Raw genomic sequence first — 14,454 nt, forward strand, 5'->3', positions numbered from 1 at the left:
ATATTCTCCTTTCTATAATTTTATAGAGTATATACTATCCTGCAACAGATTGGCAACTAAAAAAAAACAAAAGGTTAACATTTGCTAAAAAACCAAATTTTTTAATATTTATAATGTATAAATTAATAGTTATTTTAATTTAGTTCTACATTTTTAACAATAAAAGTTCTGAAAAAGAACTTTATAGTTGTCATGTATTGCTTTCACCTAACATATAAAAAAAATATAATATGCATTAACAAAAAAATGAACAAAAATATCAAAAAAATAGGAATTCCCCTTGACAAAAAAGAGAGGATACAGTATAATTCATTATAGGCAAATGCAGACATACTGTCAGCATCCTTGAGACTTAGTTTATCACTAAGTCTCCTCCATTTATTTTACCCATTCAAAAATATTTAAATTTTAATAAAAAAATTCTTAATTAAAAAAATTAGGGATTTTTTTATTTGACTTTTCCACACCTATAGTGTATTATCTAACTATAACACTAGTGAGGAGGTTCTATGGAATATCATAATAACTTGCCAATATATGTGCAAATTAAAGATCTTATAAAAAAAGATATTGTTAAAAAGAAAATTTTGTTAGGGGAAAAACTTCCTTCAACAAGAGAAATGGCATTGAAACTTAAAGTTAATCCTAATACAATAGCTAGAGTATATAAAGAATTAGAGCAAGAAAAAATTACATTTACAAAAAGAGGACTAGGGACATTTATAACAGAGGAAGAAGTAATTTTAAATGAGCTAAAAAATATTATGGCAAACAAAATAATTGAAGATTTCTTTAATGGTATGTATGATTTAGGATACAGCAAAGAAGAAATACTAGAAATGTTAAAATAGGAGGCATTCATGTTACTTGAAATTAAGAGTTTAGAAAAAGGATTTTTCAAGAAAAAAGTTTTAGATGATTTTAATCTTGAAATAAAAAAAGGATATATTTATGGATTAGTTGGTCCAAATGGAAGCGGTAAATCGACTTTTATGAAAATTTTAGCTGGTTTAGTTCAAAAGACAAAGGGTGAAATTTATTTTAAAGGTGAAAAATATAATTTAAAAACAAGATATAATATTTCTTATCAACCAACAGAAGATTATTTTTATAAATGGATGAAGGTTGAAGATGCTATTAATTTTTATAAAGATTTTTATAGTGACTTTGATAAAGAAAAAGCACTTGGAATAACAGAAATGATGCAATTAGAATTTAATCAAAAAATATCTTCTTTAAGTACAGGGGAAAAGGTTAGATTAAAGGTAGCACTAGCTTTATCAAGAAATGTTCCTTTATATCTTTTGGATGAGCCTTTAAATGGGGTGGATCCAATTAGTAGAGAAAAAATAGTTGAGGTAATTTCTGGTGAGCTAAATCAGGATAAAACAATTATTATATCTAGTCATTTAATTAAAGAATTTGAAACTATTTTAGATAGAGTTTTATTTTTAAAGGATGGTAAAATTTTATTAAATGAAGATTGTGAAGAATTACGTTTTGAAAGAAATATGTCTATCAATGATTTATACAAAGAAATATACGATTAGGAGGATGTCATGTTTAATTTAATAAAATATGATTTTAAAAGTAAAAGCAAAGTATTATTAAGTCTTGGAGTCTTATTTATTATAGAAAATATTTATGTGATTTTAAAAAGTAAGGAAAATTTTCAAATGAATGAATTACTTTTTGTTAATATGATATTTATGGTTTTAATATTTATATCTTTTTCATTCTTTATGAATTTAATTTCATTTAGAAATCATCTTTCACCAAAGCCAGGGTATATGATATTTATGGCAAATGTTAGTAGAAAAAAATATATATTAACCAAGATATTTACATTTTTTATAGAAAGCTTTGTTATAGAAACATTTGCCATGGGACTATTTCTTATAGAACTAAAAATATTAAATATTGATTTAGAAGTTTTTTATCTTATTAGAAATATTCAAGGAGTTAATAATTCAGCCTTTTTCATACAGATATTTAAGATAATTTCTTATCTATCATTACAGTATTTGACATTAATTACTATATTTATGTTAGCTATAACAATTAGAAACTTTTTAATTAAAGATATAAAATTTAAAGGTTTAATAACTTTTATAATTGCAAATATACTATTCTTTTTAAGAGGTTATGTATATAGAATTTTAAATGTTGGATTTTATGGGAAGTTTAATATAGGAGATAATGTATTTAGTACAGTAAGTACTACTATGATTTTTACAGATATACTTTATTTAGTAATTATTGTTTACGCTCTTATCTATTTAATAGAAAGAAAATTAAGTATATAAACAACGTATTAGTAAAATTAATAAAAAAGAGAGATTTACACGTGTAAATCTCTCTTTTATTTTTTATAAATTATTTTAATTTTTATGCATTTTATTAAAGCATTCCCTACATAAAGCTATGTAAGAATCACTAGCTCCAACTTCTATTTCTTCTTTACTAGGAATTAATCTATATGATTTATTAGCATTTTTCCCACATTTACAACAAACAGCCTTTAGTTTTAAAATTTCATCAGCATATGGCATAAGCTTTTCAATGCTTTTAAAAGATTTATTATCAGAAGTTAAATCTAATCCTGCTACAGTAACTGAATATCCTTTTTTTTCTACTAAAGAGATTATTAATTGTGAAAACTCTTCTTGAAAAAATTGAAATTCATCAATATAGATATTTTTAATTTCATTATTTTCATTTAAAATAGAAATCATTTCATCTATCTTAGAGATAGAATAAGCTTTCTCTTGATCTTGAAGATGTGTTGAAACAACACTTTCTCCATATCTTTTATCTAAAGAATGATTAAAAAGTAGTGCTTTTCTTTTAGCGTACTTATTTCTTTGGTATCTTCTTAAAAGCTCAGTACTTTTACCAGAATACATCCCACCACAGATTATATTAAGCATATTTATGTCCTCCTAAATAATAATTAATCTCTAAGAGCAAGTGGCATTAAGATATATATATAATCTTCATTTTCAAACTCTTCCATTTTAAACATAGAAGATGAATTAGTTGCTTTTATAACAAGATTTTTAGATATATTATTTAAAAATTCTAATATAAATTTAATATTTAAAGAACCTTTAAAATCTTCTCCATCCTTTAACATATTAACCTTTTGAACTGTCTTCCCTCTTCCTGACTGAGATTCTATTTTTAACATTTTACCTTTGAAATCAAAGATAGCTCCATATTTTTTATCATAACTTGTTCTTGCAACAGTAAGAACTTTTTTTAAAGCACTTTTATATTCTGAAGTATTAAATTCAAGGAATTTATCAAAACTATCATAACCTAAAATTTGATTAAAATCAGGATAAGGTAATTCTATTATTCTAGTTGCATAGTAGTTGTTTTCCCATGTGAAAAGTAAGTATTTATCGCTGAATCCAACAGTTACTTCCTTATCAATATCCTTTAAAAGTTTCATAAGAGCATTTACACTTTCTAAAGGAATAGAAAACTCTTTATTCATAATAGCTTTTACTGTTTCTTTTAAATAAGTTAATCTATAAGAATCAGTTGATACAAATTCTGTTTTCTCTTGTGAAAAAATTACTCTTACACAGTTAAGAGCTAAATTGTCAGCAGTTTGATATGCTGAAAATTTAGTTTTTTCTAGTGCTTTAGAAAAATTATCTGAATTATATTTACAAACTTCAATAGGTAAATATTCTGTAATTTTTGGATATTCTTCTGTATCCATTGTAACAAATTCCGCTTGATGAACAAATAGTGAATTGTTATTAGAATAAATTTCAAGATCTTGGATCTCTAAAAGTTTTATATAATCTAACATAAGTTGAGGCTTAATGATTATAGTTCCCTCTTCTAATATTTCTCCTGGTACTCTTTTAATTAATGTAGACTCTAAGTTTGTCCCAGTAAGTATTATCTCTTCATTAGTAACTTCTATTTTTAATCCAACTATTATTGGTTTAATTGGATTTTCTTTCAATATTAGTAAAAAATCTGAAAGTACGCTTGCAAACTCTTCTCTGTTTACTTTAAATCTCATTTTCTGCCCCCTAAAATCTTTTTATACATATAAATTATACAGTATAATGACTAAATATTCTAGGAATTTTTTAATAATAATTAGAAAATATGTTATACTTATGTAACGCAGAAAATTACTAATCGGGGGAGGAATCTATGCTTGAAGAAAAAATTTATAACACTTTAGATAAATTAGGAGAAATAACCATTGAAGGAGAAGGGGTTACTAGAATTTCTTTTACCAAAGAGCATAAAAAGGCTAATAAGTTTATTGGTGATATAATGAAGGAAAATGGATTAGAAGTAAGGGAAGATAACGCTGGAAATATGATAGGTGAATATTTTTCAAAAAATAAAAATGCAAAAACTCTAGTTATTGGATCCCATGAAGATAGTGTTAAAAATGGTGGAAAGTATGATGGACCTCTAGGAATAATTTTACCTATAATTTCTTTTGGTGAATATTTAAAGGAAGAAAAAGAACTACCTTATAATGTAAAGATAATTTCTTTTGGTGATGAAGAGGGAATCAGATTTGCAATGCCTTTTATAAGCAGTTCTGTTATCGCTGGAACATTTGACCATAAAAATTTAAATAGAGTAGGAATATATAACAAAACATTAGGAGAAGCCTTAAAAGATTTTGGAGGAGATCCAACTAGATTAAATGAAGATAAGATAGATGATATTTCTGATTTTTTAGAAATACATATAGAGCAAGGACCAATTCTTTTTAATGAAAATATTTCTCTTGGAATAGTAAATGCAATTCAAGGATTTAAAAGATATGAAGTGAATATATTTGGAGAAGCAGGACATTCAGGAACAATTCCAATGGATATGAGATATGACGCTGGAGTTGGAGCTAGTGAAATAGTATACAAATTAAATGAACTAATTAGAAAGAAAGAAAAAATAGTAGCTACAGTTGGAAAAATGAAATTTTTACCTGGTTCAGAAAATGTTATCCCAAGCAAAGCAACTTTTTCAATAGATATTAGATCTTTATCAGAAGAGCTATTAGTTTCTTCTATGGAAGAAATAGAAAAGCTAATACAAGATGTTTGCAAAAAATTAGAATTAACATATAGCTTAAAGATAAAAACAGAAAACAAACCAACTCTTTGTAATGAAAATATAATTTCAAAATTAAAAGATTCATTTATAGAAAATGAATTGCATCCTAGAATTATTTCTAGTGGAGCAGGACATGACGCACAAGAAATGTCAAAGGTCACAAATATTGGAATGATATTTGTAAGATGTGAAAATGGGATCAGTCACAATCCAAAAGAAAGTGTTTCTTTAAGTGATATCAATGATTGTGTGAAGGTTCTTAAAAGCTTCTTTTGCAGGTATTTTAAATAATATATCAATCTGTTATTTTAAGGTTTACTTTTTAGTGAAATTTTAGTACAATATAGTGAAAAGACTTTAATAATTATAATATTTTAAGAGGTGAATATAAAAATGGACACGTATTCCTGGTGGAATAATAAAAAAAACTAATAAACCTTTATTACTTTTCATAATAGGGGTTTAGTATATTATGGAAGGTGAAATTAATGTTACAAGTTATTAAAACTAATGATGATTTTAAGTTGGATTATCTTTACTTTAGAGGCGAAGATAGTAATAAAGCAATAGATCCAACGATTTTAAAAGAAAAAAATACATGGATATCTTTAACAGATCCAGATGAAGAAGAAATTTTAGCATTACAGAATATATTAGAAATACCAGAAGAACATATTAAAGCAGCGCTAGATGAAGAAGAAAAATCTCGTTTGGAGATTGACGGAGATATATTATTACTTATTATAGATGTCCCTCTTCATAGTGAAGGAAATAAATGTTCCTTTACAACACTACCTCTAGGAATTATTTTATTAAAAGATAATATTGTTACTATATCAACAGAGAGATTTCCTCTTGTAGATGAATTTGTAAAAGGAAGAATTAAAGAATTTTTTACTTATAAGAAAACAAGATTTATACTTCAACTTCTTTTTAGAAATACATCTTATTATTTGTTCTACTTGAGACAGATAGGTCGTGTAAGTGATGTTGTTGAATCTACATTAAAGAAAAATATGCAAAATGAAGAATTATTATTACTTTTAGATTTAGAGAAGAGTTTGGTTTATTTTAAAACTTCATTAAAATCAAATGAGCTAGTTTTAGATAAAATCATGAGAATGCAATTTGTAAAAAAATATCCAGATGATATGGAACTCTTAGATGACGTAATTATCGATACTAAACAGGCCATAGAAATGGCAAATATTTATTCTAGTATCTTGAGTGGTACAAGAGATGCTTTTTCAACAATTATGTCAAATAACTTGAATAATGTAATGAAAAGACTAACATCAATCACAGTTGTTCTAGCGATACCTACTATCATATCAGGGATTTGGGGAATGAATGTTTCTGTTCCATTCGCAAGAAATAATTTTGGTTTTGGTTTAGTGATACTTTTATCAATTGCTATAAGTGGATTTATTGCATACTGGTTAAATAAAAACAAAATGTTATAAAGAATATAATAAAATATAAAATAATAGAAAAATCCTTGAGCTTTCGCTCAAGGATTTTTAATATATAATAGTTAATATGTTGGTGCCTAATTTCTCATTTTCACATTTTCCCAAACTTCATTTTGCATATCTAAAGTTTTACTTGTATCTCTTAAAAGAGCAGCGTCCTTTAAGGCTTCAATTGTAAAGATTGGATCTTCCTCAACTAATTTTCTTGCTGGGACATTTATACAAGGTAGCATTAAATAATCAGCTACTAATTTATAAACTTCAGGTCTATGAATATATTCAATAAACTTATATGCATTTTCTTTATTTGGGGCTGACTTTAAAATAACAAATGAATCTATGGAAAAACTTCCAGCATTTTCAGGTATGAAAAATTCTGTATGTTCTATTTGTTCATCTGAAAGTTCAAAATATATATTTTCCGCATAACCTTGTACTACTAAAAAATCTTCAGAAGCAAAGTTCTTTCCAAAGGAATCAGAATCAAATTTTGCTAGATTTTTTCTCCATTTAAAAAGTCTCTCTTCAGCTTTTTTAAAAGCTTCTTTGTCTGTAGTAGTTTGAGGATATCCCTCATAGGCAAGGGCAGCTATAATATTTTCTTTTAAATCATCTAAAAGAGTCATTCTTCCACGTAAACTTTCCATTTCATATATATCATAATTTCTAGGAAAATCTTTAACATATTTAGTGTTAACAGCTATTACCGTAGCGCTAATTGCGTAGGGAATAGCATATTCATTATTTTTATCAAAAGATCTTAATTTTTTCATCATATTATTATCTAAATTTTTAAAAGTAGATATTTTATTTTTATCGATCTTTTCAAGCATATTTTCTTTCATCATAATTTCCACATAATCAGGAGAAGGAAGGGCAATATCATATCCAGTTGCTCCAGACCTAAGTTTTGTAAACATCTCTTCATTTGTAGAATATATATCTTCAATTACTTTTATACCAGTTTCTTTTTCAAAATTATCAAAAACTTCAGGGGGAATATATTCAGCCCAAGAATATAAATGAACCACATTTTTATTAGATAGTTTTTTCTCTGTAGAATTTGTATTTTCATTAGAACCCATACAAGAAATAAGACCTAAAGATAAACTTCCTATTAAAAGTGATTTAGACAAATATTTTAATAAACCTTTTTTAAACATTATACCTCCTAAAATCAAAATTAAATTATCCTAAGAATCCTTTTATGATAATTTCTTCAGCTTCTTCTTCATTTATTCCTATTGTCATTAATTTAGTTAATTGATCAGATGCAATTCTTCCAACAGTAGCCTCATGGATAAGTTCTGCTTCAGAATGAATAGCAGAAATCCTAGGAGAAGAAGAAACTTTAGCATTTCCAGTTATGATAGAATCACATTGAATATGTCCTCTAGATTTATGTTTTCCGATTAACTCCATATTGAAGTTTTGAACAGAATTTCCTTGTGCAACAGAACGAGATATAATCTGTGCAGAAGAATCTTCTCCTTCTAAAGTAACAATTATATTAGATTCTGCTTTTTGTTCTCCATCAGTTAAAAGTCTTTCTGTAATTATTAATTTAGCATTTTTATGTAAAATAATTTCAGTATCTCTTATAGTAGAGTCTATTCCTTTGATTTGATCCATTTCTAATTCAATAACACTATTATCAAAAGCTTCTATGAAAGTTTTAGGATTCATAATTCTTTCTCCACTTCCATTTCCATCTCCATAATGTTTTTCAACATATTTCATTTTAGCATTTTCTCTAACGAAAAATTCATGAACACCACTATGTTCTGAGTTTTGTGTACCACAGCTATGAATTCCACATCCAGCTATAATAACAACATCAGAGTTAGCTCCAACTTCAAAAGTATTATAAACCATATCATTTAACCCTTCCTTAGAAAGAATTACAGGAATATGAACACTTTCATTTACTGTATTTGGTTTGATTATAATATCAATACCAGGTTTATCTGTTTTATTTATGATGTCTATATTAGCAGTAGTTTTTCTAGATTCACCACCACCATTTTTTCTTATATTATAAGCACCTGTAGGCACTTCGTGTAAGTCTGCGATTTTCTCTAAAAGTTCTTTATCAACATTATCTAACATATATAATCTCTCCTTTATAAGCTACAACATTTTTTGCACGAATCTTTTCCATGAGTCATGCTTTCTAAGAATTTTTTATTTGTTGTTCTCTCTATTACTTTTCCTTTATCTAGTACAATAATTTCGTCTGCAAGGGCCATAATACGTTCTTGGTGAGAAATTATAATGATACAAGTGTCTGTATTTTGATTTAATTCTTTAAAAGTTTCAGTCATTCTTTGGAAACTCCATAAATCTATTCCTGCTTCAGGCTCATCAAAAACAGCTACTTTTAAATCTCTAATTAGAACAGAAGCTATTTCAACTCTCTTTATTTCTCCACCAGAGAAACTTCCATCCATAGTTCTTTCAAGATAATCTTCAGGACAAAGTCCAACGTCTTTTAAAGCTTTATATATATTTTTCTCTCCCTCTCCCTTTGAAAGTTCAAGTAATTTTTTAACTTTTAAACCTTTGAATCTAGCTGGAGTTTGAAAAGCATATCCAATTCCTTTTTTACTTCTCTCTACAATGTTAAGATCAGTGATATCTTCACCGTTAAGAGCAATTTTTCCCTCTTCTCCTTGCTTAATTCCCATAATATATTTTGCTAATGTAGATTTTCCTCCACCATTTGGTCCTGTAATAACATATATTTTCTTTGGATCAAAAGATAAAGAAACATCATCTAATATTTTATTTTTTCCTAATTCATCATTCATAGTAAGATGAACGTTGTTTAATGACAAAACTGCCATGTTAATTCCTCCCTTTAGTTGTGTAATTTTGTAAGTTTTCCTTTATTTTCCCTAACATATTATTATACCAACTCTAATATTTACTTGTCAACGGGTCATTTTTAATTTTAATTGTCTAGTCTCTTCTTTGACTAAATTTTTAAAAGAAATTCCAAGAAGTCTGATTTTCGTGTTAGTGAAATCAATGCTTTCTAGAAGCTCGTCAACTAAGAACCTTAAAAATTCCTTATCTTTAGTTGGAATATTAATTGTCTTTGATTTACTGATAGTTTTCATATTATCATATCTTACTTTTATAGAAACAGTGTGAACAAGAAAATTCTTCTTTATAAGTCTATTAAAACTTTTATTATAAATATCATCTATATTTTTAGCTATTTCCTCTTCAGTTGATATGGGGAAAGAAAAGGTGGATTCATTTCCTATTGAATGAGTAGGTCTATTATATTTAACCTCTCTATGATCAATGCCTCTAGCGGATAAATATAGAAGTTGTCCTCTAGATTGGCCATATTTTGTTATAAGTTCATTATATGTATATTTTAAAATATCTTCTACTTTATAAATATTATCTTTATTCAAAAGCTTTTCAAATTTCTTTCCAACTCCTTGTATCTTTCTAATTGATTTATCTTTCATGTAATTAATGAAATCTTCTTCATTTTTAAAGACGTATTGCCCTCCTGGTTTATTAATATCGCTTGCTATCTTAGCCGTAAGCTTATTAAATCCAATTCCAACAGAACAAGTTAAGCCAGTTATTTCAAATATTCTTTTTCTAAAAATATCACAAAATTTTTCTATAGAATCATAATTATGAATAATATCAGTCATATCTATATATCCTTCATCAAGAGCTATAAATTCAATTTTATGAGTTATTTTTAAAACAAGTTCATGAATTCTATTTGATTCATAGGCATATTTTTTCTTATTTACAGGAACAATTACAAGATTTGGGCAAAGTTTCTTTGCTTCATAAGTAGACATTGCAGAATGAATACCAAATTCTCTAGCTTCATAACTAGCTGTTGTAACAACTCCCCCAGCAACAACTAGGGGTCTATTTTTATATTTTTTATTGTCTCTTATCTCTATGGAAGCATAGAAAGAATCCATATCAAAATGAACTATTGTTTTATTCATATCTACCCCTAATAATATATTATACTCACTAAATATATTTTAACTTCTTTTCCAAAATAAATCAAATGTATAAAAGATAGATTTTATTTTACTAGTGTTATATAATAGATTTAAAAGAATACTTAGGAGGAGATTATGAATATAGTGATTAGACATGAAGAAGAAAAAGATTTTTATAAGGTTGAAGAGTTAGCTAGAGAATCTTTTTATAATCTTTATTTTCCTGGTTGTGAAGAACATTTAGTAATAAATAAAATGAGAAATCATCGGGATTATATAAAAAATCTATCTTATATATTAGAAATAGACGGAAAAATTATTGGAGGAATATTTTATACTAAATCTAGGATTATAGGAAAAGATAATAAAATAGTTGAAACTATTTCTTTTGGTCCGGTATTTATAAAGCCAGGGTATCAAAGACAAGGTTTTGGAAAAAAATTAATAGAATATTCTATTAAGGAAGCTAAAAAAGAAGGTTATAGAGCAATATTAACGTTGGGTTATCCTCATCACTATAAACCTTATGGATTTTTAGGAGGGAAAAATTATAATGTTTCCATGGAAGATGGGAAATTTTATGTTGGATTATTAGTGCTTCCTTTATATAAAGATGCCCTAAAAAATATTTCAGGTTATGCTAGTTTTTCAGATGTTTTTAATATTTCTAGGGAAGAATTAGATGAATTTGATAAAAATTTTCCTGAAAAAAAGAAAGTTGTTTTGGAAAGTCAAAAGGAATTTGAAATTGCTTGTAGTATGACTGAATAGAGGAGGGGCATTATGAAAAAAATTCTTTTAACAGGTGGAGATGGATTTTTTTGCTCAAGATTTAAAAAAGAATATGAAAATAAGTATGAGATAATATCAACTAATAGAAAAAGTTTAGATGTTACAAATAAAGAAAATGTTTTAAAAATATTTGAAAAATATAGACCTGATTATGTTATTCACGGAGCAGCTATAGCTGTTACAGATTTTTGTAATGATAATCCTAAGATAGCTTATAATATAAATGTTGAGGGAGCTTTAAATGTTGGAAAAGCATGTAAAAAAATTGGAGCAAAACTTATATTTTTAAGTTCTGAGCAAGTTTTTAATGGAAATAGAGAAAGTGGTCCTTACAGTGAAGAAGATAAAGCTTTTCCAAATACAGTTTATGGTGAAAATAAGTTAGAAGCTGAAAACTTACTTAAAGACATAATTCCTGAGATGTGGATAATTAGATTCACTTGGCTATTTGGACTTCCTGAAAGAAACTTAAAAACATCAGAAAATATTTTATGGGGTACTTTTAAAAATCTTTTGAAGAGGGAAAGAATATTAGCTAGTCCAAATGAATTTAGGGGAATGACCTATGTATATGAAATAATAGAAGAATTTCCAAAAATATTTAATATTCCTTACGGGACTTATCATTTAGGTTCAACTAATAATCTTAGTAGGTATGACATAGTTAAGTTAATTTTAAATAGATTAGGAAATAAAAATATAGAGGGGATTTTAATTAAAGATAATAAATATTCTAATAATAAGAGAGATATTAGACTAGATACATCTAAAGCTTCTGAATTTGGAATTAAATTTACTGACACAGATAAAATTATTGAAAAAGTTATATCAGATTTAAAAATATAATTAAAAAGTCAGCTTAAAAAATAATAAGCTGACTTTTGTTATTTATTTGCAACAAGCTCAATAGTATTTCCTTCAGGATCAAGTATAACGCTTTCGTAATACCCATCTCCTGTAACTCTAGGTTCACCAACTATTTCTATATTATTAGATCTAAAAAACTCAGTCATTTCATTTACTTTGTTTTTATCTCCTACAACAAAGGCAATATGTGCAATTCCAAAAGTTAGATTACTAGTTGTTTCATTTATATTTATAGAATTCATTAATTCTAGTCTACAGCCATCTGAAAATTTAATGAAATAAGATTTAAAACCTTTTTTTTCATTGATATATATAGCATTAGATTCCCCTTTAAAAAATTCACAGTAAAATTTTTTCATTTTTTCAATATCTTTAGTCCAAATTGCGATATGCTCTATTTTCATATAAGCTATTCTCCTTTTTAATTATTTATCAATATTATAGCATATAAAGACAGATGTGTAATATTATATATTCTGTTGATAGTTATAACGCTTTTATTCTACTTGTTTTTTTTGAAATTATGAGGTATGATATTATTATAGTAAGTGTTTTATATATGAAATAAGAATTCTATTATATTTATTGATACAAATATTTTGCATAGAAATTTACAAAAATAATAAATTTTAATTTAGGAGGTAGAAGAATGAAGAAAATATTAATCGGTTGTTTTGTATTATCGGCTATATCTTTTGCAAATACCTTGAATAATGCAGATAAGTATTTGGAAGTTAGAGCTGGATGGGATGTTAACGCTGAGTATGATTCTGTTGATATTGGTGGAACTGAATTTATTGCAAATGATGCTAAGTCAGATGGTTTTGAACTTGCTTTAGAAGGAATGATGAAATATAATAATAATTGGGATTTAGGTATAGGTATTGCATATCAAGATCATGCAGATAGAAAAACTGCTAATCCTATGGTTTATAATGTTGACGGAGCAGATTATGATTCGATACCGATATATTTTGTAGCTAAATATAAATTTAATTCAGGATATAATTACGTTCCATATTTAAAAGCTAATTTAGGTTATGCTTTTAATTTTGACGAAGATGATATTGTTGGAAAAGCTCCAGATGGGTCTATTGTAAAAAAAGTAGGTGTAAGCGTAGATGACGGAATGTATTTTGCAATAGGTGGAGGATTAGAATATGATAACTTTACTGTAGATTTAATGTATGGAGTTGTAAAAGCGGATATTTCTCTTACAGGAAATACTTTAGGAAATGATAAGTATTCAGCTGACTATGAAAAGTTAACATTATCAGTAGGTTATAAATTTGATATGTAGATAATAAAAATAATGAATTTAATTAAGAGCGTGATTTTAAATCACGCTTTTTTATATTAGAAAGAAAAGTTATGAAAGGAAAGGATAGATTTAATTGAAATCTTACAGATTTAATGATACAATAAGATTATACTTAAAAAAGATTATAAAGGAAAAAATATGCTATATATAAACAGTAAAGAAAATAATACTTTCAAAAAAATAAAGAAGTTAAAGCAAAAAAAATATAGAGAACAAGATAAATTATTCTTGGCAGAGGGAATTAAATTTTTAGATTTTAAAGAAATTCCAAAATATATTTTAATAGATGAAGACTTTGATTATAAAATAATAGAAGATAAAATAGAAGAATTTAATTGCGAAAAAATTATACTTCCCTCTTCTTTATATTCAAATATTTCTTCACAAGAACATTCTCAAGGAATTATTCTAGTATATTCCTATGAATCAAAAAATATAGAAGATATAGAAAATAATGTTATTGTTTTAGATAAAATTGCTGATCCTGGAAATTTAGGGACTATAATAAGAACAGTTGATGCAGCTGGTTTTAAGGATATTATCCTTACCAAAGGTAGTGTAGATTGTTATAATGAAAAAACTATAAGAAGTACAATGGGATCAATATTTAATGTGAATTTACATTATATAGAGGATGATAAATTAATCTTATTTTTAAAGGAAAATAATTATAAGATGATATCAGCTACTTTGGAAAAAGATTCTGTTCTATATAATAAGATGAAGATAAAAGAAAAAAATGCTATTATTTTTGGAAACGAAGGTAATGGAATTTCTAGAAAGATAATAGATGCTTCAGATGAGAAGATAATCATTCCAATATATGGAAGTGCTGAATCACTTAATGTAGCAATGGCTTGTGGTATTATAATTTATAAAGCTAAAGAATTAATGGAGGAAAGATAAC

At 26.3% G+C, this 14,454-nt stretch carries 16 protein-coding genes; 9 read left to right on the top strand and 7 right to left on the bottom strand.

Translation table 11 applies throughout. The annotated features are described in order from the left end of the window. The first annotated feature begins 509 nt into the window (after positions 1-509). Genes Q7K47_01220 through Q7K47_01230 form a run of 3 tightly spaced genes read left to right on the top strand, consistent with a single transcriptional unit; the run spans position 510 to position 2,306 of the window. Complete coding sequence (locus tag Q7K47_01220) at positions 510-851, top strand: GntR family transcriptional regulator (GenBank protein MDP0505823.1); 342 nt, start codon at positions 510-512, stop codon at positions 849-851. A gap of 9 nt (positions 852-860) precedes the next feature. Then, positions 861-1,550 carry an ABC transporter ATP-binding protein gene (locus tag Q7K47_01225; GenBank protein ID MDP0505824.1) on the top strand — a complete coding sequence of 230 codons (690 nt, stop codon included), beginning with the start codon at positions 861-863 and terminating at the stop codon, positions 1,548-1,550. A 9-nt stretch (positions 1,551-1,559) separates the two neighbouring features. Continuing rightward, on the top strand, positions 1,560-2,306 hold the full coding sequence (locus tag Q7K47_01230) for a hypothetical protein (protein MDP0505825.1): 747 nt from the start codon (positions 1,560-1,562) through the stop codon (positions 2,304-2,306). 75 nt (positions 2,307-2,381) lie between these two features. On the opposite strand, the gene Q7K47_01235 is transcribed toward Q7K47_01230, so the two are convergent. Next, positions 2,382-2,930, bottom strand: a complete 549-nt coding sequence (locus Q7K47_01235; protein ID MDP0505826.1) for a hypothetical protein — start codon at positions 2,928-2,930, stop codon at positions 2,382-2,384. Between the two features lie 23 nt (positions 2,931-2,953). After that, positions 2,954-4,045, bottom strand: a complete 1,092-nt coding sequence (dnaN, locus tag Q7K47_01240) for a DNA polymerase III subunit beta (GenBank protein ID MDP0505827.1) — start codon at positions 4,043-4,045, stop codon at positions 2,954-2,956. 137 nt (positions 4,046-4,182) lie between these two features. Here dnaN and Q7K47_01245 point away from each other — a divergent pair, with 137 nt between their 5' ends. Next, complete coding sequence (locus Q7K47_01245; GenBank protein ID MDP0505828.1) at positions 4,183-5,394, top strand: M20 family metallo-hydrolase; 1,212 nt, start codon at positions 4,183-4,185, stop codon at positions 5,392-5,394. A 197-nt stretch (positions 5,395-5,591) separates the two neighbouring features. Beyond that, positions 5,592-6,566, top strand: coding sequence for a magnesium transporter CorA family protein (locus Q7K47_01250; GenBank protein ID MDP0505829.1), 975 nt, complete (start codon positions 5,592-5,594; stop codon positions 6,564-6,566). 86 nt (positions 6,567-6,652) lie between these two features. Here Q7K47_01250 and Q7K47_01255 read toward each other — a convergent pair whose 3' ends face one another. The 4 genes from Q7K47_01255 to dinB form a co-directional block, all read right to left on the bottom strand. Then, positions 6,653-7,738: an extracellular solute-binding protein gene (locus Q7K47_01255; GenBank protein MDP0505830.1), complete on the bottom strand. Its 1,086-nt coding sequence runs from the start codon at positions 7,736-7,738 to the stop codon at positions 6,653-6,655. A 25-nt stretch (positions 7,739-7,763) separates the two neighbouring features. Then, a complete protein-coding gene (locus Q7K47_01260) occupies positions 7,764-8,684 on the bottom strand; it encodes a SufD family Fe-S cluster assembly protein (GenBank protein ID MDP0505831.1) in 921 nt (306 codons plus the stop codon). Positions 8,685-8,698: 14 nt separating this feature from the next. After that, positions 8,699-9,421: an ATP-binding cassette domain-containing protein gene (locus Q7K47_01265; protein ID MDP0505832.1), complete on the bottom strand. Its 723-nt coding sequence runs from the start codon at positions 9,419-9,421 to the stop codon at positions 8,699-8,701. Between the two features lie 87 nt (positions 9,422-9,508). After that, a complete protein-coding gene (gene dinB / locus Q7K47_01270; protein ID MDP0505833.1) occupies positions 9,509-10,567 on the bottom strand; it encodes a DNA polymerase IV in 1,059 nt (352 codons plus the stop codon). Between the two features lie 135 nt (positions 10,568-10,702). Between dinB and Q7K47_01275 the strand changes: the two genes are divergently transcribed. Continuing rightward, the gene (locus Q7K47_01275; GenBank protein ID MDP0505834.1) at positions 10,703-11,338 is read left to right on the top strand and encodes an N-acetyltransferase; all 636 of its coding nucleotides are present in this window, start codon (positions 10,703-10,705) and stop codon (positions 11,336-11,338) included. A gap of 12 nt (positions 11,339-11,350) precedes the next feature. Next, entirely contained in the window at positions 11,351-12,205 is an 855-nt protein-coding gene (locus Q7K47_01280) for an NAD(P)-dependent oxidoreductase (GenBank protein MDP0505835.1), read from the top strand. Positions 12,206-12,243: 38 nt separating this feature from the next. Here Q7K47_01280 and Q7K47_01285 read toward each other — a convergent pair whose 3' ends face one another. Continuing rightward, complete coding sequence (locus Q7K47_01285; protein ID MDP0505836.1) at positions 12,244-12,630, bottom strand: VOC family protein; 387 nt, start codon at positions 12,628-12,630, stop codon at positions 12,244-12,246. Positions 12,631-12,875: 245 nt separating this feature from the next. Between Q7K47_01285 and Q7K47_01290 the strand changes: the two genes are divergently transcribed. Together Q7K47_01290 and Q7K47_01295 are read left to right on the top strand one after the other, a co-directional pair. After that, positions 12,876-13,526 (top strand): outer membrane beta-barrel protein, encoded by a 651-nt coding sequence (locus Q7K47_01290; protein MDP0505837.1) that lies wholly within the window; start codon positions 12,876-12,878, stop codon positions 13,524-13,526. A gap of 159 nt (positions 13,527-13,685) precedes the next feature. Continuing rightward, entirely contained in the window at positions 13,686-14,453 is a 768-nt protein-coding gene (locus Q7K47_01295; protein MDP0505838.1) for an RNA methyltransferase, read from the top strand. Position 14,454 lies beyond the last annotated feature (1 nt).

Origin of the sequence: Fusobacterium sp. JB019 (assembly GCA_030673965.1) — a bacterium.
Lineage (GTDB): Bacteria > Fusobacteriota > Fusobacteriia > Fusobacteriales > Fusobacteriaceae > Fusobacterium_B.

Excerpts from the sequence above, each read along its gene's own strand:
- Q7K47_01290 (MDP0505837.1), top strand. The coding sequence starts at position 12,876 with ATGAAGAAAATATTAATCGGTTGTTTTGTATTATCGGCTATATCTTTT.
- Q7K47_01265 (MDP0505832.1), bottom strand. The coding sequence starts at position 9,421 with ATGGCAGTTTTGTCATTAAACAACGTTCATCTTACTATGAATGATGAA.
- Q7K47_01295 (MDP0505838.1), top strand. The coding sequence starts at position 13,686 with ATGCTATATATAAACAGTAAAGAAAATAATACTTTCAAAAAAATAAAG.
- dinB (MDP0505833.1), bottom strand. The coding sequence starts at position 10,567 with ATGAATAAAACAATAGTTCATTTTGATATGGATTCTTTCTATGCTTCC.
- Q7K47_01220 (MDP0505823.1), top strand. The coding sequence starts at position 510 with ATGGAATATCATAATAACTTGCCAATATATGTGCAAATTAAAGATCTT.
- Q7K47_01260 (MDP0505831.1), bottom strand. The coding sequence starts at position 8,684 with ATGTTAGATAATGTTGATAAAGAACTTTTAGAGAAAATCGCAGACTTA.
- dnaN (MDP0505827.1), bottom strand. The coding sequence starts at position 4,045 with ATGAGATTTAAAGTAAACAGAGAAGAGTTTGCAAGCGTACTTTCAGAT.
- Q7K47_01285 (MDP0505836.1), bottom strand. The coding sequence starts at position 12,630 with ATGAAAATAGAGCATATCGCAATTTGGACTAAAGATATTGAAAAAATG.
- Q7K47_01230 (MDP0505825.1), top strand. The coding sequence starts at position 1,560 with ATGTTTAATTTAATAAAATATGATTTTAAAAGTAAAAGCAAAGTATTA.
- Q7K47_01275 (MDP0505834.1), top strand. The coding sequence starts at position 10,703 with ATGAATATAGTGATTAGACATGAAGAAGAAAAAGATTTTTATAAGGTT.
- Q7K47_01245 (MDP0505828.1), top strand. The coding sequence starts at position 4,183 with ATGCTTGAAGAAAAAATTTATAACACTTTAGATAAATTAGGAGAAATA.
- Q7K47_01280 (MDP0505835.1), top strand. The coding sequence starts at position 11,351 with ATGAAAAAAATTCTTTTAACAGGTGGAGATGGATTTTTTTGCTCAAGA.
- Q7K47_01255 (MDP0505830.1), bottom strand. The coding sequence starts at position 7,738 with ATGTTTAAAAAAGGTTTATTAAAATATTTGTCTAAATCACTTTTAATA.
- Q7K47_01225 (MDP0505824.1), top strand. The coding sequence starts at position 861 with ATGTTACTTGAAATTAAGAGTTTAGAAAAAGGATTTTTCAAGAAAAAA.
- Q7K47_01235 (MDP0505826.1), bottom strand. The coding sequence starts at position 2,930 with ATGCTTAATATAATCTGTGGTGGGATGTATTCTGGTAAAAGTACTGAG.
- Q7K47_01250 (MDP0505829.1), top strand. The coding sequence starts at position 5,592 with ATGTTACAAGTTATTAAAACTAATGATGATTTTAAGTTGGATTATCTT.